Below are 18,869 nucleotides of genomic sequence, written 5' to 3'. Positions count from 1 at the left end.
GTCTAGCTATGTATCTTTTTGGCCAAAGGAACACGCATGTTTTTAAAATTTCAGGTCTTCCATCAAAGTATGTCGATACAACGCAAAGGCGAAGAGTGGTTACTTTATCGTGAATCAGATACGTCGATACGCTCTCGAGTTTATGATGTGGTGATCCCATCAGACTTAGCTGAGGAAGAGCTCGCCCGTTATTTGGCAGACATTTACCATGAGTTTGCCTCTGAAAAATATCCATCAGTGACACGAGTGGTATAGCCTCGATATTCGCTTATCAATAACCAGTTTAGTTCGATACGTAAATGCATTTAAAACACTAAAGACATGAGAGGAGTATGTCGTGGTTAGAATCAGAAATTACCAACCTAGTGATAGCAAAGCGCTATGGGAGATCTATTTTCATACCGTTCGTAACATTAACGTTCGCGATTACTCTCAAGAACAAGTTGAGGCTTGGGCACCAAGTGACTTCGATTCGGAACTGTGGGAGAAATGTCTTCGTCGTATACAACCCTTTGTGGCCGAATTAGACGGGCGCGTGGTTGGGTATACAGACCTTCAACCGAGTGGATTAATTGACCATTTTTTCTGTCATCATGAATATCAAGGCAAAGGCGTAGGAAGAGCTTTGATGGAGCACGTATTTTCAGTTGGAAGAGTGCGTGGTGTTTCTCGATACTTCTCAGAGGTAAGTATTACCGCCAGACCTTTCTATGAACATCTTGGCTTCAAGGTTGTGAACGAGCAAGAAGTCGAGATGCGAGGCGTAAAACTGACGAATTACGTGATGGAGAAAGTGATCTAGTAGCCTGAGATAATCATCAATAGTGTCGGTGACTTCGAGTTATGTGCATCTTTATTGGTCTAATCTAAACTAATAAGACTACATGGAGTGTGGCTCATGATTATTGTACTTAGTAATAAGATCCTCGTCTTAATTTCCTCTCTTTCATTGGCGGCAGGGATATTGGCTTTGAAGTTCGGCTTCGAAGGGTTATTTCCGATCTTTGTCGTCGTTATTTCTTTCTTTTCTGTCGTTATCAATCTGTATCTGCTGTGTATCAGTCGAGAAGAGAAAGATGTCTCCGATTCCTATCAATAAACGAATACAGCTCGTCCTGAAGCATTAACCAAAGGGTTTGAAAAACATAAGAAATAACCGACATGAATGACCGGTTTTTATTTCTCGCAATTCTCAAATTTGCGACATTTGTTGGTGGCTTTTTTACCATGTTCTTAAGAACTTTTTCCGAGTTGCATATAGTATGCAGGCTGATTTAGCTTAATTAAGGAATCCAAGTGGGAATAGAAGCTTTGGCGTTTGCAATGGACGCTTTAATCACGGCATGTTGCATGTTCGTTGCCTCGAAAATGTCTTTTGTTGTTGCCGATTTTAAATCCCTTCTGACCATCGCTGTTATCGTTGCTCTAGTGTCGTTGATTCCAACTGTAGGGTGGGCTCTCGGGTTGATCCTTTTCGTATTCCTTCTCGGGAAGGCAACGCACGCGAGTATTGGTGACTGTATTTGGGTAGTGGTGTTTACCAAGGTCGTGTCGATGGCGGCTTTTTTGATATTCGGGCGCTTTTTTGTCTAACTGTACTCGTAAAAGTAAGCTCGCACTCTTTGATGACGAAACTCAGTTGGCTCTAAATACGAAAAGGGTGTGAATAAGTCACACCCTTTAAAGAATTTCTGAAGGCTTATTACCAACTTTAACTATTGGTTATTTTGGTAGTAGTACCGCGTCAATCACGTGGATGACACCATTGCTTGCTTCAACGTCTGGCATCACGACTTTGGCTTTGTTGATCATCACACTGCCATGATCAATCCCCACCATTACAGCTTCACCTTGGGCTGTGACTGCACTGTTCAGTTTCATTACTTCAGCCGCCATAATTTTCCCGGGTACGACATGATAAGTCAGTACTGCGACTAACTTGTCTTTATTCTCTGGTTTCAACAGCATGTCGACCGTTCCTTCTGGCAATGCTGCAAAAGCCTCATCGGTTGGAGCAAAAACGGTAAATGGGCCGTCGCCTTTCAATGTATCTACTAAGCCTGCTGCTTTTACCGCCGCAACTAGGGTGGTGAACGAGCCATTTTCTACTGCTACATCAACGATGTCTTTCTTCATACCGTGATGATTCGCATGCGCAAAAGCTGTGAAAAGAATCGTTGCAACCAATACTGACAGAGTCTTGCTTAAATGATTAAACATATTGTAGTCCTTTGAGTTTGTCTGTTATTTCCGAGAGGTATTACGAAAGCCTAAAAGCGATAGATCAACTTATTGCACCTTGGTGACACTTACTTCAGTAGCCAAAGTCATCAGATGGATAAAAAATACACGTTAAATACTTGTTATAATTCCATTTTGATACTTATAGTTAGTGGGTGATTATTCAAATGGCGGATGTGAATATGAGGTTTGTTTTACCAGTTGTGTTTTCGGCATTTGCTTCAATGCCCGCTTATAGTGGCCTTGCTCCAAGTGAAGGTTTCAGCGGTAACTTCAGTGTTTTGGCCGGTTTCTATTCAGACAGCAGTAATCTGAGTACCGAGCAAAACTCGAATCAAGCAACCAATACCATGGAAGGAGACAGTGAAAACCAAGGCTTACTTGGCTTTCTTGGAACCGTTCAATACACCTTTGGTGAATCTTTAACTCACCAAGTTTATGCCGGTACTACCCGAGAGGATATCGCCACCGGTACCATAGCGTTTGAGATTGGTTACAGACATCAACTCTCTGGCGGCACCATCTTAGATGTCTCTGTGTTGCCAACGCTTATCTCTGGTAAGGCTTGGTCGGATCCTTACGCCGTTGGTGTCAATCGAAACGAAACTGATATGAAAGGTAATGTAGGGCGTCTACAGCTGACCAACATTGGCGGAACGGCCTTCCAAACGGATTTCGCGATTGGTGAATCTGATGTTGATGATGAATTATCGGGCACTCTAGGTACTCAACCCATAGCGCCACAAGACGCAGCGCTGTTAGATAGGGAAAGAAGCTATCTGTACGCTAAAGCAGGTTATCGCTTTATATTGCCAAACCAATCCGGGTTGCTAGTACCTTCTATGGTGTATTTCAATTCAGATGCAGAAGGAGGCGCACTGAGCTTTGACAGCTATGGTATCGAATTGAATTATGCGAAGAGAATTGGCCGTCATGGCTTTGTTGTTACATTGGATGCCAGTGATCGTCAGTATGATGAAGCCAATCCGATTTATGGAAAAACGCGTGAAGAGAACGAATACGGTGCCTTCTTAGCGTATGAATTTGGTGGATTGATGGGTTATGAAGATTGGTCGTTTATCACCTTACTGGGCCTAAGAACGATTGATTCCAATATCGACTTCTATAATTCTGAGCAGGTACTCGCGAGCGTTGGTGTCGACTATAAGTTCTAAAAATTAGAGTTTCCGAAGTCTTGTATAACGCTAAGATTTCGTTGAGTTTATTATCTATGTAATTATTTCGAGCACTTATAATCTTTAAGGTTGTAGGTGCTCGTTGCTATCCGTAGTATGAAAGTCGTTCAGTTAAAAAGATCAGATAGTAAGGAAGCGCTTTGGAAATACAAATTAGACACCTAGAACTCACAGACAACCAAGATATTTTTGATATTTATCGTCATCCATCAGTGTCAGAAAACACTTCACAAAAGCCTTTCCTCAGCTCTGATCAAGTGGAGCGACTGTTTGGTCACTCAGGCCATTTCACTTTAGTCGCTGAAGTGTCAGGTAGAGTTGTTGGGCACATTACCTTATTTATGACGACCAAGGTTCGAGATAGACACTATGCTGGCCTCGGGATTGCGATTCACCCAGACATCCATGGTAAAGGGGTCGGTAAGGCGTTAATGCAAGAAGCGATCAATCAGGCCGATAACTGGTTTAACCTCGTTCGACTTGAATTAGAAGTGCATGCCGATAATCAAGGTGCAATAGCTTTGTACGAACGCGTAGGCTTTCAGTTAGAGGGTACTAAGCGATTGAGTACCTTCAAAAACGGTAAATACATTGATATGTTGTTGATGTCGAGAATCAGATCTGACTACCTTTGATTGTTGGCGATTCGTCTGGTTTGAAATGGCGAGTACAATAGTGATAGCAATAGCTCAAAGCCCTAAACTGTTCATGGTTTAGGGCTTTATGCTATCTGGGGCATCTATTGCTCGGGAAGGTACGTTGGATGACAGGGTTACTTAGTGTCGATCCCAAAGCCATTGCGCAGTGCAAATTGAATCAGTTCAGTGTGATTATCGAGCTCGAGAATATCTAACATGCGGTATTTGTGGGATTCAATGGTTCTTGGGCTCAGAAACAGAATCTCCGCACATTGTTTTGCCGTATAACCTTGGGCCAGTTGAGTGAGAACCGTGCATTGCTTTTTGGTCAGCAACAGCAGCTTTTCACTTTCATTGATGTTGTTTTCTTCATCGCTGGTGACACTGCGTGTCATTTTAGAATGCTGCCAAAAGCAGAGCCAAATATCACTGAGCAATTTGATGCGCTTCATATCCGCTGCTTCAATGGGTGTATCGTAGCGGTTGAAACGTGAGAAGCCGATAGCGCCCCATTGTTGTCCAAATAACGAAAGGCTCACAATGCCGTGCCAATGTGCACCTTCTTCATATAGTACACGTAACGGGTCGAGTTTGTGGTTCTTAAGTGTCTCTTCTGGAAACAATTGCCAACACTCTTTTGAACGTAAAAGCTTAAGGTAATCAAGATAGTTACCTTTTAGAAAGCGTTCCATTTCAAGCGGTGGGGTATCTGTTTTAGACACTGAAATGCTCTTACCTGTGTCCAAAAGAATCATAGAGTTTGGGAATAGGGTGAGCCTGTCGAGCTTAAACCAAGTAAGCGCTTCTCGTGCCAGCAAGGCAAAAGTGCTGTCGAAATCTTTGGGTTGGCAAGCGGTCAAAATGTTGGTTTGGTGGGAGAGGAGTTCTTCAAAGCTATCGAATTGGTTATCTTTCATATTGACCGTCATTGAGGGTTTAAGACAAAAATAGCGGTAATAGCTAAAGTCTGTCAACCCAAGCGTCGAATGTTGTTCTGAATAAATAGGGTAGTAGCCTCAAGATTTTATTGAGTCATTGGTTAGTGAAATCCCTGTTGAGCTATGTAATTCTCCGTTGAACCCTGTAAATCTCTGTTGAACAATGTATAGTAGCAACCGTTTGCTTCGTATAACCCCAATGATATGGTTTGGGGGTCTCTACCAGCTCCCGCAAAGTGCTGATTACGAAGGGTTTAGATCACAATTGTGTTCTTACTCTTTGTAATGGCGTTCAATAAAATCCCTGTCTATTATCCAGAGTAAGTGCACACCTAAAATCCATAGTAGGTGAAATATGAACGCATTTATTCAAGGGCTTCCAAAAGTAGAGTTGCATTTACACATTGAAGGTTCGCTCGAACCTGAGTTACTTTTCCAACTTGCTCAACGCAATGGCATTGATCTGCCTTATTCATCCCCAGAACAGCTAAGACGCGCATATGAATTTGATGATTTGCAATCATTTCTGGATATCTATTATCAAGGTGCGGATGCACTGCGCACTGAACAAGATTTCTATGATTTAACTTGGGCGTACTTAGATCGCTGTAAAGCCGATAATGTCATTCACACCGAAATCTTCTTTGATCCTCAAAAAACGCATACTGATCGGGGTATTGCCTTCGACACAGTCATTAACGGCATTCATCGTGCGCTTGAACAGGGGCAAAAAGAGCTTGGTATTACCTCTCAAGTTATCGCTTGTTTCTTGCGCCACCTGCCTGAAGAGAGCGCGATTCAAACGTTTGCCGATGTGCTCGAGCATCAAAATAAAATCATTGGTGTTGGACTCGATTCTTCAGAGCTAGGACACCCACCAGAGAAGTTTAAACGCGTATTCCAACAAGCCAAACAGGCGGGCTTTTTGACGGTAGCTCATGCTGGGGAACAAGGACCAGCTCAAAACATCGTCGATGCGATTGAGATGCTCAATGTGAGTCGTGTCGATCATGGTGTGCAGTGCATGGCAAATGACACTTTGATTGCCGAATTGATTCAGACGAAAATGCCGCTGACCGTGTGTCCATTGCTAACATTAAATTGCGTGTATTCGATGTGATGGAAGACCACAACATTGTCGAATTGTTGAGAAAGGGCGTGGCTGTAACGATCAATTCAGACGACCCTGCTTATTTCGGTGGTTACATGTCAGATAACTTTAATGCTGTTAGCCAAGCTCATGAGATGACGCACCAAGAGTTGGCGCAGTTTAGTTTGAATGCGATAGATACGAGCTTTATTGAAGCGCCATTAAAGCAGCAATATCGTGAGCTCGTTCAAGACTACCTTTCTAAAGCTGATTTTGAGTCGCCTGTCGTTTAGATTTCGGCGGCCCAAACTCTGAAGCACAGTGCCTTATAACGACTGACATATGTTGGTCGTTTTTTTATATTGGGTTTACGCAATTCTTAGTCTAAGAAATAACCTAACTTACTAAGAGATATGATTTTATTTTGCTAAAAACACTCGTTCTATCTGTAATGAACTATCTTTATAAGGAGTGTAAAATGCAGCACTAAGGCTGTATGACGTAAACATAGCGATTGTCGTAGGAGGAATGCACCGTTGTTAGACCCAACAATCAGTGAACAAATTGAGTGGCCTTGTGATTTACCACAAGACTTGATCGATAGACTGGTTGAGATTGCTGTTTACAAGACAGGAATTCATAGCCTAGAGATCACAAAAAAATTTCAAAACCTGCCAGGTGTTTTTTATATTCTCAGCGGCTCTGCAGGGGTCTGCTTTTCTACTGAGAACATGAAGAGCCTTTCTGGAGGCGTGATAGGTAAGGGTGATTGGATGGGCGCTTTGACAATTCATGCCGAATACAACTTATTTGCCGTCGCAGAGGAGGTAGAGCCTATTACCATGGTACTTTTCCCTGCCGAGAAGGTGTTAGAACTGGCAGAAGAGCAGTGCATGGTATTCAAATGGCTGCTGCATAGTGGGACCAGAGCACAATCCATTTGGATGCAAGCTTACTTATTCTCGATTCATGAAAAAGAGCAGAAAACCATTTACGTCTTGTTGGAACTTGCTGCGCGCCAGAACAATATTGCAGGTGAGACCGTGAGTATTAATATCTCACAAACTCAATTGAGTACCATTACAGGAATCTCGAGACCCAGATTGAATGAGGTGCTCAAAGGTATAGAGCAACAGGGCTTAGTGAAGATCCAAAGGGGGAAGGTGTTTATCACCGATATTGAGGGTTTGTATGAGCGTATTTCACCAATGAATTTGATGATGCGTGATCCAGTTGCTGGGATTAAGGTGTGAACCCCTCACAGCATTATCTTGCCTTATGATTATTAAGTTTGCAGTGATTAATAAATATCTCACAAAAAATTATGCACAGTGTTCTTTTAGGAACATACATTACAATAGAAGACCTATAATGTTCACTCTAGATTTATAAATTGAATTAGAGCGGAATTAAATTGTTATGAAAATGGCTGTATTGGAATATAAAGTATTGGGGCTTGGTGACTGGATTAAAACAAGAATTTCTAGCCGCTGTGCATACTTACTGGCTGAAGAGTATAAAGCGTTGGGATGGCCAACTAGAGTAGATGGCAAAGTGCTATATGCTGAGTCTGCTTAGACTATACGACCCTAAATTATCTAGATAAAGACAAAAAAGAAGCTGGCAGTGTGCCAGCTTCTTTCGTTTAAAATTAAGAAATTGAGTTACTTGTTCACGTAATCTTTAAATTTCTGTTTTGTTTCGGCATCCGCTTTTTCGTACCAGAAATACAACATTTCTTCAGCTGTATTCGCCGCATTTGCGTCAATCTTTGCTGGAAGTGTTACTGGCTGCGCTACGCCCGCGCTAGCACCTACTGTAAGTGCTGCGATACCGCCTTTTTGGTTGTATTCTTTCGCTTCTTGCGGGTACTTACGACCGATCTGCATGCCATCTTTGATTAGCTTATCTTGCTTAACACTGATTGCATTTTGGTTTTCATCAACCAGTTTCCAATCTAGGTTTTGGAAGCCTTTTTTTGCTTCGTTGGCGTTACGGAACTTAGGCATATCGAACGTTAATGTTGTGTCTGTTGCGTCAAAAGTAGCGATAATTGCGTCACTATCGACGAACTCACGGTCGTTGCCTTGGCTAAATGCAAGCTGATATTGGAAAACGATTTGGTTCACGCCATCTGGAACGGTGATCGTTTTGCTTGAAGAGAAAAAACCACCCTCAAGATCAGGTTTAGCTTCATTTACAGCTAAGACTTCGACGAGAGCATCAGCGCTAGAAGGAACTTCAATTGTTACGTCAGCTAACACTTGTGGTGCTGCGATAATTGTCGAAAGCAGCGCAATGGATTGTAATGTTTTCATAGTCATACAGTTATTTAGGTGAGTAGTTCTACACTCGCATGCATAAAGAAGTATTTCAAGTTGCCTTGTCTCGATTTGGTAAAATTCACCGAAACTTAACCTAAGCCTAGTTTTTGAACGTGTTTATTGTGCGGTTTCTAGTCAGGTGAGAGTGTGGACATGGCTTATCTTCTGTTAAAGCATCTTCATCGACGTCCGTTGACGCTTGAGGCGGCTTTAAAGATACATAAATAGGAACGATTGCCGAAATCCAAATAGCATAGATGGTAATTACGCGATTGAAGGCGACGAACCAGGTTTCACTGCCCGTACTAGACAGGTAGTAGCCAATGAGGGTAAGCAATGTGCAGGCGACCACCCACATGACAGTGGAAGTTGGATCTTTCGTTGTTGCTGCCAGCAGTACTATCGTAATGTAAGGAACGGCCATCGCTATGCCCAAAGGTACATGATAGTCGACCACAAAAATGATGGTTGCACCAAGTGCCAAGAACAAGTGTGGGCCAGTGCTAGGTAAGCTTAAATTCCAAATCATGTAACACCTTCCTTTACCCCATTTTTCGTTGCTGGTGGAGTTTGTGTATCAACCGAGTGGCTTGGTGACTATTGACCATCAATCGATTGATCAGTTGTTGAAGCAATTCTGCCTCGGGCATGATGTGTTGATCGGTTATCTGTTCGGCTGAACTTGCGAGTTCAAGCACTTCGCCCATTTCATATCTTGCTGCAATCGCTTTAACGGCCTTCAGCGTTCTGGACAAAGCATTAGGCTGGTCATCTGAGAATAGCTCTATCAACTCATCGATTTCGTTTTCTAGTTCAGTAACGAGAGATATTAGGCATTTGAGTTTCTCGTCGGTTTTGAGCTCATCGTTTGCTAACACTTGGCTACGGGAGAGTTCTTCCTCTGTGAGTGGTAGTTTGTTCTTGGGATGTCGGGTTAATATAGTGATGTTACTTTTTGTTTTTTCAGGAAGATTGTGTGCGTTAGCCGAGTGATAACGGTTGACTTCAAACTGCTGATGAAACTCATTGATGGCGTTTTGTAAGCTGTTTTTCTGTAACGGCTTGGTGAGTACAAAGTCTGCCCCTGACACGATGAATTCATCGTGAGCCTCTTTGAATACATCGGCGGTACACGCAAAAATAACCGTGGTGAGTTTGAGTTCGTCACGGATCTTTTGAATCGCTTCTATACCGCTCATGTTGGGCATGTGATTGTCCATTATGATCAGATCATATTGGTTTGAGGCCAACTTATCTAAGGCCTGCAAACCGTCGTAGGCATTTTCAACCGTAAAGTTTAGAGATTCACAGAACTTCCTAATCACCATCGCGTTGATCTTGTTGTCTTCAACTAACAATACTGAGAAGTCATCCAGCGTTTCATTTACTTTGGTTGGTGTTTGGTCGACGACTTTTTCTTCAAGTTCGTGCATTTCCAACGGCAAAGAGATCCCAAATTGAGTGCCCAAACCAAGTTGGCTGGAAACCTTAATTGTTCCGCCCATCAGTTCGACTAACTGCTGAACAATGGAAAGCCCTAATCCTGTGCCACCAAACTTACGGGTTGTTGATAGCTCGGCTTGTTCAAAGGCCGTAAATATATGGTCGATTTTGTCTTCTGCAATGCCAATACCGGTGTCAGTCACTAAGATATTCACACTTGGTGGGGTAGTGGGTGCAATTAAAAATTCCACTTCAATCTTTCCTGACTCAGTAAACTTGACGGCATTGCCTGCCAAATTAAATAAAATCTGACGTGTACGTGCAGGATCACCAATCAACTGAATATTGTCAGGGATGTTATCTTTAATGGTAAAAGCGAGGCCTTTATCCGTCGCGAGTGGTGTTAAGGTTTTGTCGAGATGCGTCACGACGTCTGTTACCGAGAATGGACTGTATTCGAGTTCCATTTTTCCTTGTTCAACCTTAGAGAAATCGAGGATGTCATTCAATATGGTGACGAGGTGTTGACCTGAGTCGATGATGATCTGTGCTTGTTTACGAGTGTCGGCGCTTTGAGAATCTTCCTTAATGATTTGTGCGATACCTAACACACCATTCATCGGGGTTCGTAATTCGTGGCTCATGGTTGCGAGGAATAGAGACTTAGCTTCACTGGCTTTTTCCGCTTTGTCAGCAGCCTCTTGATAGAAGAGATTGTTTCTCTTGAGTTCGAAGACTCTGAAGATAAACATGGTGAATGAGAATGCTAAAGTCAGTAACGCCAGAACAATAATAAGCTTAACGATTAAGCTTTTAAGCTGGTCTTGAAGATCAGTAAACTGATGCTCAATATGTTCAATGTACTCCATGCTGTGTGCTGAAAGTACTTGAGATAGCAGTTGGCTTTGCTGCTGGTTGAGCTCGGTAAACGTCTTATAAAGATTCGCGAGCTCGGAGTTGACACCAGAATGTTGAATTTCAGTTCCCCCAATCAACACGCTCGCAAGCAGCTCGCTTTGAATATCGATATTTGCGTTGTTTACCTCAGCATTAGTAGGGCTAGCCCCTGTAAGTTGTAGAGTTAAAGATTGCAAAATAAACTGACGAGCCACACTTAACCCTATTAGGTTGTCTAACGTATCTATATTCGCCATTGAAGCATCGTAAAAGCGCTCCAATAATTGAGCTGTTGGTAAGTGTTTAAAGAACGTAGAGTGGATGTTTTCGCTTTGATAACTTTCTCTGAGCTGTTGTAATTGTCTTTCTAAGGCAACCAAATCAGCAGACATTTGATAAGGATTAGAAACACCCGCAAGCGCTGCATTAGTGATGTGATCACGCATTTCTAACACTTCATGGCCTAACTCACGAATAGGCTCTCCATATTCGGTGACCTTTTCATGCTCGGAGTAGGTCAGCATAATAAAGCTAATTAAGCCGATGAAAAGCGATATAAACAGTAAAAATATGAGTCTGATCTTATTCATTTTCAAACTCCATTAACATTTGAGGGCGGTTACCGGTGAGGGATTCGAGGAAGACTTTAATATCGTTAATAGTCTGTTTTTCAAACGTTTTACCGAGTTGGCTTTCACCCATGATTTTGATCGCCTCTTCGAGTGTTGCTGTTTGACCATCATGAAAATAAGGTGCAGTGATTGCCACGTTTCTTAAGCTAGCAACACGAAATAGATGCTTATCTTGTGGTTGAGCGGTAAACATAAAGCGACCTTGGTCTTCACTTCGTTCTGAACCTGTTTTCGATAACCCAAAATAACCAAATCGCATGACCATGCCGCCTCCAATGTTGGTGCCTTGGTGACAACGAATACAGCCTACCTCTTGAAAGGTTTCCCAGCCTCGTTTCGCTGCATCTGAAAGTGCGGAGTGGTCGCCTCGTAAATATTGGTCAAAAAGGGAATGAGGCGTTGTTAAACCGCGCATGAATTCGATGAGTGCTGCCTTAATCGTGGCTGTATTAATGGGCGTTGATTGGTCTTCAAACATGTTGATATAAGCCTCTGAACGCGAGACATAGTCAGTAATGTGTTGCCAGTTGGAATCCATCTCGTCGACGTTGTGCACTGGGCCATCAATTTGATCGGAAAGGTTATTTACTCGGCCATCCCAAAAAAATCGATAGTTAAATACAGCGTTAAATACGGTGAGTGAATTACGCATTCCCGCTCCATTTACCCCAATAGATACTGGAATCACTTCTGCGCCGTTGGTTTGCAAGCTGTGGCAACTCTCGCAGCTGACACTTCGATTGGATGACAAATTAGGATCTTTAAATAACGCCCAGCCTATTTTGGCAAGTTCATGGTCGATATCGGTCGATATCGGTCGAATTCGGAATGGGGAAAATTTGTTGGTCTGAAAATGCCGCCTGTTTAGGGTCTTGTATATCAGAATGAGAGGTGTCCGCTGAAGCGTGAGAGTTGTGGTGATCGCTTTGATGAGAGTGACTTTCTTTGTGCTCGAATGAAGTGTGCATGTTTGACGAGGATGCGTCATAAACCAGTATGGCGATTGAAACGCAAATGACAGTTATGCTTATTCCAGCCAAATGAGAAGTTTTCATAGCGTTAGTTCCATCTAAATTTGATAGTAATGGCAACTCAGAATCCGTCTGAATTCACCTTCATTTGCCTTGAGAATGATAGGTGTATCACTATAAATCTAGTTTCATAAACTCGATGTTGCAAGATGAGGTGTCGGCATAGCCACAGGCTGGTGGTCTTTGTGTTTAAGAGTTTTGGATGAATAGACAGACGTTTAGGTTTGATAGGGAGTAGGTTAGGTATTGAAGAATTTAGTTGGAATAGATAGGTAGAAGATACAGAAAAGCCGCGGTTACTACATTCAGTCACCACGGCTTCGGTATTACATGTCTAGTTTAGAAGGGCTTACTTAGCTTGCGCTGCTGCCGCTTCTAGTTGCTTAAGTTTACCTTGAAGCATGTAAGCATTCTGGTTGAAGTTACCAGGGTTCAACACTTGGCTTTGCTGCATAGGGTAGTCAGGTAGCGTGTTCATGAACTCTTGTACTTTGCCGCCTACAGGTACGAATAGCCACATGTTGTCTGCCATCCAACGTAGGTACATGCCAGATTCGTGTGGTGCTTTTTCGAATGGGTCAGCACGTAGGTGAACTACTTGAGGCCAGTTTGGTTGGAAACGCACGGCATCAACGATGTTACCATCCATAACAGCGAATGAAATCTTGAAGTCGTTCCAACGTACAGCATTTAGTTCAGCGTTAGCAGAGAAGTAAAGCATGCTATCACGAGGGCCTTTCTTTTCTTTACCTTCGAAGAAAGGTAGGAAGTTGTAACCATCTAGGTGTACACGCCAGTTTTTACCGTTGTAAGTTGCACCTTTGTCAGACGCTAGTTTTTCAACTACTTTGTCATCACCAGCCGCTGCTAGTAGAGTAGGGATCCAATCTTGGTGACTCATGATGTCGTTGATCTTAGTTCCCGGCTTGACTGTGCCAGGCCAGCGAACTAGCTGAGGAACACGCATACCACCTTCGTAAGTTGTACCTTTCTCACCGTGGAAGTAAGTCGCACCACCATCAGGCCAAGATACTGTCTCTGCACCGTTATCGGTAGAGTAGATTACGATTGTGTTGTCTGCGATTTTAAGCTCATCAAGCTTGTCTAGCAGGATACCTACTTGGTCATCGTGCTCTAACATACCGTCAGCGTAGATGCTGATACCAGATTTACCTTGGTATTTTTCTTGTAGACGAGTCCACACGTGCATACGTGTTGTGTTGTGCCAGATAAAGAATGGTTTGTCAGCTTTCACTGCTTTTTCCATAAACGCTAGAGATTCTTCTAGGAACTCTTCATCCGCGTGCTCCATACGCTTACGCGTCATAGGACCTGTATCTTCGATCTTTCCGTCAGCAGTAGACTTGATTACACCACGAGGGCCGAAGTTCTTACGGAACTCAGGATCTTTAGGGTAGTAGTATGTCTCTGGCTCTTCTTCTGCATTCAGGTGGTAAAGGTTACCGAAGAACTCATCAAAACCGTGGTTTGTAGGAAGGTGTTTGTCTTGGTCACCCATGTGGTTCTTACCGAACTGAGCTGTCATGTAGCCCTGTTCTTTAAGAAGGTCAGCGATAGTTGGAGCCCAATCTGGGATACCGTGATCAGAACCTGGCATACCGATAGTTAATAGACCTGTACGGAAAGGTTCTTGACCCGTTAGGAATGCAGCACGACCAGCAGTACACGATTGCTGACCGTAATGGTCAGTAAATAGTGCGCCTTCGTTAGCAATACGGTCGATGTTAGGTGTTTCGTAACCCATCATACCGTTGTTGTATGCACTGATGTTGAATACACCAATGTCATCACCCCAGATAGCAAGAATGTTTGGTTTTTCTGCTGCTGTTGCCGCTGAAGAAGCTGCTAATAAGCCAACACCTAATGCTAGTTTATTAATTTTAGTACCCATAAGGACTCCGATTCACTTTAAAGATTAATGCGTTAGAGCAACACATCGTTGGGCAAACATTAATCTCTAAAATCGATCGTGTCTTTTTATAGTGGTTATAACTAATTGTTATGGGGTTATTATAACCTTCTGATTCTTAGGGCTTTGGTCTGTTTTGCTCAATTTACCCTCTAACGTCATGTGTGATCCTTATCATGTTTATATACGTAATTTCTATCGCCCAGTTGTGCGCGTCTCTGTGAAGAAAAATGACAAATAGATTAATAGTTTAGCGAATCTCGCGATCGTTCAAAAAATGGACTATACGTTGTAGGGCAGGATGCAAATAACTAACGAAGAGGTTTCTATGACAGCGAAATATGGCGTCAAACGTCGATTAGCGATTTTGGGTACTGCGATGATGGCGGCTTCCACCACCACATTCGCGGCAGAAAAACCGAATATTCTCGTCATTTGGGGTGACGACATTGGACAATCTAATGTCAGTGCGTACACCTTTGGCTTAATGGGGTATCAAACTCCGAACATTGATAGCATCGCCAAAGAAGGCATGATGTTTACGGATTACTACGCAGAGCAATCTTGTACCGCAGGTCGCTCTACGTTCATTACAGGTCAAAGTGTACTCAGAACAGGCTTAAGTAAAGTAGGCTTGCCGGGTGCAGATATTGGCCTTCAAGCAGAAGATGCAACCATTGCTGAACTGCTTAAACCTATGGGTTACATGACAGGTCAATTTGGTAAAAACCACCTTGGCGATAAAGATGAGTTTCTTCCAACAGCGCACGGGTTTGACGAATTTTTTGGCAACCTTTATCACCTAAATGCTGAAGAAGAGCCTGAAAATGAAGATTACCCAACCGACCCAGAGTTTCGTAAGAAATTTGGCCCACGTGGTGTTATCAAATCATTTGCTGACGGCAAGATTGAAGATACGGGTCCATTAACACGTAAGCGTATGGAAACGGTCGATGAAGAAACGCTCGATGCCGCGCTTCATTTTATGGATCGCGCAGTGAAAGCCGACAAGCCATTCTTCGTTTGGTGGAATGCTACACGTATGCACTTTAGAACGCACGTGAAAGCGGACAGTAAAGGTGTGACAGGCGTTGGTAACTACGCTGATGGTAGAGCACGATCGACACGTTGGACAGTTACTGAAACAAGTCGACGAGTTGGGAATCAAAGACAACACGATTGTTTTCTACTCAACGGATAATGGTCCACACATGAACTCTTGGCCTGATGCGGGTACAACGCCGTTCCGTGGTGAGAAAAACACCAACTGGGAAGGCGCATACCGTGTACCAGCAATGGTTCGTTGGCCTGGTAAGATTGAACCGGGCAGCGTTTCAAACGAAATTATGCACCACATGGACTGGATGCCAACCTTCGTTGCAGCCGCTGGTGATGATCAAATCAAAGAGAAACTGCTGAAAGGTCATACTGCGGGTGATAAAACGTTTAAGGTTCACCTAGATGGTTATAACTTCCTTCCTTACCTAACCGGTGAAGAAGAGAAAGGTCGTCGTCATGAGGTCTTCTACTTTACCGATGATGGTGATTTAGCGGCGCTTCGTTACAACCAATGGAAAGCGGTGTTCATGGAGCAGCGTGCAACGGGTACCATGCAGATTTGGTCAGAGCCGTTCGTGACGTTGCGTCTTCCTAAGCTGTTTAACCTGCGTATGGACCCATACGAAAATGCAGATATCACATCGAACACATACTACGACTGGTTGTTAGACCATGCTTATATGTTTGTTCCTGCTCAAGCGTATGTTGGCAAATTCTTAGAAACATTTGCTGAATACCCACCACGTCAAAAAGCAGCAAGCTTTAGCTTGGATCAGGTTATGGAAAAACTCCAAGAGAACCATAACAAGTAAGCTTTGGTTTATTGAAACTGAAAGCTTGATGAAACTGAAAACACAAAGAGCTCCTAGGAGCTCTTTTTTTATGCGCATATCGATGAGTAAATACCAGTCGTGAATATGAGTCACAACAATCAAGCTCACTGCCACTAAATAATTGTAAATTCATTGTTTTTGCGTCTACCTTATTAAGCATAAGGATGTATAAAAACAAGGAATGTTATGTCTGCACGGTTGTGCTTGCTAGTGAACGGATTGAAACACCAGCGAGTTGCAGTATTATCCGCAATGTTGTCTTTACCTATGTTGTCGCTGCTCAGTTTCGATGCGCATGCCAATGAACAGGCTTTATCCGTTGGATCAGAAGCTTCGCATGCCAACTCTAAAGCAACGTATGTTGGATCTGAAGCTTGTATCGACTGTCACACAGCAGAAGTGGAAGCGTGGCAAGGTTCTCATCATGATATGGCGATGAAGCACGCCGACGATGAATCTGTGTTGGGCAACTTCGACGATCAAACCGTGACTCATAAAGGAAAGCCCAACCGTTTTTTTCGAAAGGGTGATGAATTTTGGTTCAATATCGAAGGGCCAGACGGCCAATTCAAAGATTACAAAATCAGCTATACCTTTGCCTTTGAACCTCTTCAACAATACATGGTTGAGTTTGAAGACGGGCGTGTTCAGTTGATTCCTTTTGCTTGGGATTCTCGTGGTGAGGGAGAAGGCGGCCAGCGTTGGTTTCACCTCTATCCAGATACCACCAACACGGATGAATTCTACTGGACCAACAGTGGTCAGAACTGGAACTTCATGTGTGCAGACTGCCACTCAACGAACCTAGAAAAGAACTACGACAGCGCAAGTAATACCTACCACACTACTTGGTCGGAGATTAATGTCGGTTGTGAGGCGTGTCATGGCCCTGCCAGTGAGCACGTTGAGCAAGCTCAGCTAGTCGAAGCTAAAGGTGGAAAAGATGCCTATGTCTCGGCGTATTACGGTTTTGACCGTGACTTGTCGAAGTCGGTGAAAGAGTGGATCTATCAAGAGGGTAATTCAACCCTGCAACCAAAAGACATCATTCATACCAACCAAGTTCAAACCTGTGCCCAGTGCCACAGCCGACGCACTCAGTTGAATGAAACCGGTGATCACGTCAATGGGTCATTCTTTGATAAATACCGCTTGAGCCTGATTACCCCTGAGCTTTACCACAACGATGGCCAAATCTACGATGAAGATTACGTTTACGGATCTTTCTTACAATCAGTGATGGCAGAGAAAGGCGTTACGTGCACTAACTGTCACGATCCTCATACTGCAGAACTGAAGATTGCTGAAGAAGCCGTGTGTAGCCAGTGTCACATTGCCTCTGAATACACGCCTGAAAAGCACACATTCCATGAAGCCAATACTGAAGCTTCACAATGTACCACTTGTCACATGCCAGAAACGACGTACATGGAAGTCGATCCAAGGCGTGACCACAGCTGGCATATCCCACGGCCGGATATTAGCCAACACACTAAAACACCGAACGTGTGTACTAGCTGTCATGAAGACCAAACAGATCAATGGGCCGATCAACAAATTGGTAAGTGGTTCCCAGATTCTAAGTATCGTAACCAACAACACTTTGCCGTTGCTTTTTATGCTGATTCGATAGGGCACAGAGGCGCAGAAGATGCATTGGCGTATTCTGCTCAAGACTCAAGCTTAAGTAATATCATCCGTGCTTCAAGTTTAGAGCGCTTGGGTGGCAACACGGGCAAGAATACGCTCATCTCATTGGCAAGAGCGGTGAAACACGATGATGAAATGATCCGCTTGGGTGTTGTGCAAGGCTCGTCCGGTTTTCCATTCACTGATCGTTGGCAGATCCTAGAGCCACTATTGAAGGACTCTGTATTGTCGATTCGTTCCGAAACCGCAGGCGCGCTAGTGCGTTACTGGGGAGAAATGAATCCGCTGCAGAAAGACCAAATCAAGCCTGCATTGGAAGAGTACATTGAGATACAACAATTCAATGCTGACAGAGGGTTTGGCCGCACGAACTTAGGTAACGTTTACCGAGATTTAGGTCAGCACGACAAAGCGATTGAGTTTTATCAAGGTGCTATCGAAATCGAGCCTTACTTCGAAAACAGCTACGCCAACTTGGCTGATTTGTATCGTGCACTGGGCGACGAACCAAAAGCGTTAGCGACATTGAAACAAGGCATTCAAGCGCAACCAAAATCAAGTGTGCTGCCATACAGTGCAGGGTTATCAATGTTGCGAGTGAAAGACTACAAACAGGCAACCAACTACCTAAAACAAGCGGCAGAAACCGCACAAACCGACCCGCAATATTGGTATGTGTATGGTTTGGCTTTAGAGAAGTCGGATGTACTTGCGGCAAATAAGTCATTACACAAGGCGTACCAATTTAGCCGCAATCCACAACACCTGTATGCACAGTGTGAAATCTTAGCGCGGAATTACCAGAAACCGGGCGCAGCAAAAGCGTTTGAACAATGTATTTCGTCATTGAGTAAGGTGGCGCCACCGGAGGCGATTAACCAATTGAAAGCGATTAGTCAGTAGAAAGCTGAGCTGAAATAAAGCGCCAGAATTGACGTGGCTATGGTGTTTATAACTAATAGTTATG

The 18,869-nt window shown here is 43.5% G+C and carries 15 protein-coding genes, 3 pseudogenes and 1 riboswitch; of the genes and pseudogenes, 11 read left to right on the top strand and 7 right to left on the bottom strand.

Features of this window, described 5'->3' with window-relative positions; all coding sequences use genetic code 11:
* The first annotated feature begins 36 nt into the window (after nucleotides 1-36).
* The 4 genes from ITG10_RS23645 (at nucleotide 37) to ITG10_RS23630 (ending at nucleotide 1,593) form a co-directional block, all read left to right on the top strand.
* Nucleotides 37-255, top strand: coding sequence for a hypothetical protein (locus ITG10_RS23645; RefSeq protein ID WP_017632721.1), 219 nt, complete (start codon nucleotides 37-39; stop codon nucleotides 253-255).
* An 82-nt stretch (nucleotides 256-337) separates the two neighbouring features.
* Nucleotides 338-802 carry a GNAT family N-acetyltransferase gene (locus tag ITG10_RS23640; protein WP_017632722.1) on the top strand — a complete coding sequence of 155 codons (465 nt, stop codon included), beginning with the start codon at nucleotides 338-340 and terminating at the stop codon, nucleotides 800-802.
* 96 nt (nucleotides 803-898) lie between these two features.
* Nucleotides 899-1,099, top strand: a complete 201-nt coding sequence (locus ITG10_RS23635) for a hypothetical protein (protein ID WP_017632723.1) — start codon at nucleotides 899-901, stop codon at nucleotides 1,097-1,099.
* Between the two features lie 197 nt (nucleotides 1,100-1,296).
* On the top strand, nucleotides 1,297-1,593 hold the full coding sequence (locus tag ITG10_RS23630; RefSeq protein ID WP_017632724.1) for a hypothetical protein: 297 nt from the start codon (nucleotides 1,297-1,299) through the stop codon (nucleotides 1,591-1,593).
* Nucleotides 1,594-1,722: 129 nt separating this feature from the next.
* Here the strand turns inward: ITG10_RS23630 and ITG10_RS23625 are convergent, their stop codons facing one another.
* Nucleotides 1,723-2,220 (bottom strand): fasciclin domain-containing protein, encoded by a 498-nt coding sequence (locus ITG10_RS23625; RefSeq protein ID WP_017632725.1) that lies wholly within the window; start codon nucleotides 2,218-2,220, stop codon nucleotides 1,723-1,725.
* Nucleotides 2,221-2,423: 203 nt separating this feature from the next.
* Between ITG10_RS23625 and ITG10_RS23620 the strand changes: the two genes are divergently transcribed.
* A complete protein-coding gene (locus ITG10_RS23620) occupies nucleotides 2,424-3,416 on the top strand; it encodes a DUF2860 family protein (protein WP_248386950.1) in 993 nt (330 codons plus the stop codon).
* Nucleotides 3,417-3,577: 161 nt separating this feature from the next.
* On the top strand, nucleotides 3,578-4,072 hold the full coding sequence (locus ITG10_RS23615) for a GNAT family N-acetyltransferase (protein WP_017632593.1): 495 nt from the start codon (nucleotides 3,578-3,580) through the stop codon (nucleotides 4,070-4,072).
* Between the two features lie 137 nt (nucleotides 4,073-4,209).
* Here ITG10_RS23615 and ITG10_RS23610 read toward each other — a convergent pair whose 3' ends face one another.
* Entirely contained in the window at nucleotides 4,210-4,992 is a 783-nt protein-coding gene (locus tag ITG10_RS23610) for a LuxR C-terminal-related transcriptional regulator (protein ID WP_017632594.1), read from the bottom strand.
* 187 nt (nucleotides 4,993-5,179) lie between these two features.
* Nucleotides 5,180-5,279, top strand: a riboswitch (purine riboswitch).
* Between the two features lie 89 nt (nucleotides 5,280-5,368).
* Between ITG10_RS23610 and ITG10_RS23605 the strand changes: the two are divergent.
* The 3 genes and pseudogenes from ITG10_RS23605 to ITG10_RS23595 all read left to right on the top strand — a co-directional run bounded on the left by ITG10_RS23605 (nucleotide 5,369) and on the right by ITG10_RS23595 (nucleotide 7,681).
* A pseudogene (locus ITG10_RS23605) lies at nucleotides 5,369-6,396 on the top strand (adenosine deaminase).
* A gap of 243 nt (nucleotides 6,397-6,639) precedes the next feature.
* Nucleotides 6,640-7,356 carry a Crp/Fnr family transcriptional regulator gene (locus ITG10_RS23600; protein WP_017632595.1) on the top strand — a complete coding sequence of 239 codons (717 nt, stop codon included), beginning with the start codon at nucleotides 6,640-6,642 and terminating at the stop codon, nucleotides 7,354-7,356.
* 166 nt (nucleotides 7,357-7,522) lie between these two features.
* Nucleotides 7,523-7,681, top strand: coding sequence for a hypothetical protein (locus ITG10_RS23595; RefSeq protein WP_017632596.1), 159 nt, complete (start codon nucleotides 7,523-7,525; stop codon nucleotides 7,679-7,681).
* An 86-nt stretch (nucleotides 7,682-7,767) separates the two neighbouring features.
* Here the strand turns inward: ITG10_RS23595 and ITG10_RS23590 are convergent, their stop codons facing one another.
* From ITG10_RS23590 to ITG10_RS23565, 5 genes and pseudogenes are all read right to left on the bottom strand, one after another.
* A complete protein-coding gene (locus ITG10_RS23590; protein WP_017632597.1) occupies nucleotides 7,768-8,421 on the bottom strand; it encodes a DUF2057 family protein in 654 nt (217 codons plus the stop codon).
* A 106-nt stretch (nucleotides 8,422-8,527) separates the two neighbouring features.
* Complete coding sequence (locus ITG10_RS23585) at nucleotides 8,528-8,956, bottom strand: hypothetical protein (protein ID WP_017632598.1); 429 nt, start codon at nucleotides 8,954-8,956, stop codon at nucleotides 8,528-8,530.
* Between the two features lie 13 nt (nucleotides 8,957-8,969).
* A complete protein-coding gene (locus tag ITG10_RS23580; protein WP_248386948.1) occupies nucleotides 8,970-11,357 on the bottom strand; it encodes an ATP-binding protein in 2,388 nt (795 codons plus the stop codon).
* Nucleotides 11,350-12,454: pseudogene (locus ITG10_RS23575) on the bottom strand (cytochrome c peroxidase). Before ITG10_RS23575 ends, ITG10_RS23580 begins: the two are co-directional and overlap by 8 nt.
* 325 nt (nucleotides 12,455-12,779) lie before the next feature.
* A complete protein-coding gene (locus ITG10_RS23565; RefSeq protein WP_017632577.1) occupies nucleotides 12,780-14,342 on the bottom strand; it encodes an arylsulfatase in 1,563 nt (520 codons plus the stop codon).
* A gap of 346 nt (nucleotides 14,343-14,688) precedes the next feature.
* Between ITG10_RS23565 and ITG10_RS23560 the strand changes: the two are divergent.
* Nucleotides 14,689-16,231, top strand: a pseudogene (locus ITG10_RS23560) (arylsulfatase).
* Between the two features lie 207 nt (nucleotides 16,232-16,438).
* Nucleotides 16,439-18,805, top strand: a complete 2,367-nt coding sequence (locus ITG10_RS23555) for a tetratricopeptide repeat protein (protein WP_017632578.1) — start codon at nucleotides 16,439-16,441, stop codon at nucleotides 18,803-18,805.
* Nucleotides 18,806-18,869 lie beyond the last annotated feature (64 nt).

Source organism: Vibrio sp. ED004 (genome assembly GCF_023206395.1).
Lineage (GTDB): Bacteria > Pseudomonadota > Gammaproteobacteria > Enterobacterales > Vibrionaceae > Vibrio.
This window is presented reverse-complemented; position numbering and strand designations above follow the sequence as displayed.

Coding starts and splice junctions, on each gene's coding strand:
- ITG10_RS23585 (WP_017632598.1), bottom strand. CDS start 8,956: ATGATTTGGAATTTAAGCTTACCTAGCACTGGCCCACACTTGTTCTTG.
- ITG10_RS23590 (WP_017632597.1), bottom strand. CDS start 8,421: ATGAAAACATTACAATCCATTGCGCTGCTTTCGACAATTATCGCAGCA.
- ITG10_RS23635 (WP_017632723.1), top strand. CDS start 899: ATGATTATTGTACTTAGTAATAAGATCCTCGTCTTAATTTCCTCTCTT.
- ITG10_RS23620 (WP_248386950.1), top strand. CDS start 2,424: ATGAGGTTTGTTTTACCAGTTGTGTTTTCGGCATTTGCTTCAATGCCC.
- ITG10_RS23565 (WP_017632577.1), bottom strand. CDS start 14,342: ATGGGTACTAAAATTAATAAACTAGCATTAGGTGTTGGCTTATTAGCA.
- ITG10_RS23595 (WP_017632596.1), top strand. CDS start 7,523: ATGAAAATGGCTGTATTGGAATATAAAGTATTGGGGCTTGGTGACTGG.
- ITG10_RS23580 (WP_248386948.1), bottom strand. CDS start 11,357: ATGAATAAGATCAGACTCATATTTTTACTGTTTATATCGCTTTTCATC.
- ITG10_RS23645 (WP_017632721.1), top strand. CDS start 37: ATGTTTTTAAAATTTCAGGTCTTCCATCAAAGTATGTCGATACAACGC.
- ITG10_RS23555 (WP_017632578.1), top strand. CDS start 16,439: ATGTCTGCACGGTTGTGCTTGCTAGTGAACGGATTGAAACACCAGCGA.
- ITG10_RS23625 (WP_017632725.1), bottom strand. CDS start 2,220: ATGTTTAATCATTTAAGCAAGACTCTGTCAGTATTGGTTGCAACGATT.
- ITG10_RS23610 (WP_017632594.1), bottom strand. CDS start 4,992: ATGAAAGATAACCAATTCGATAGCTTTGAAGAACTCCTCTCCCACCAA.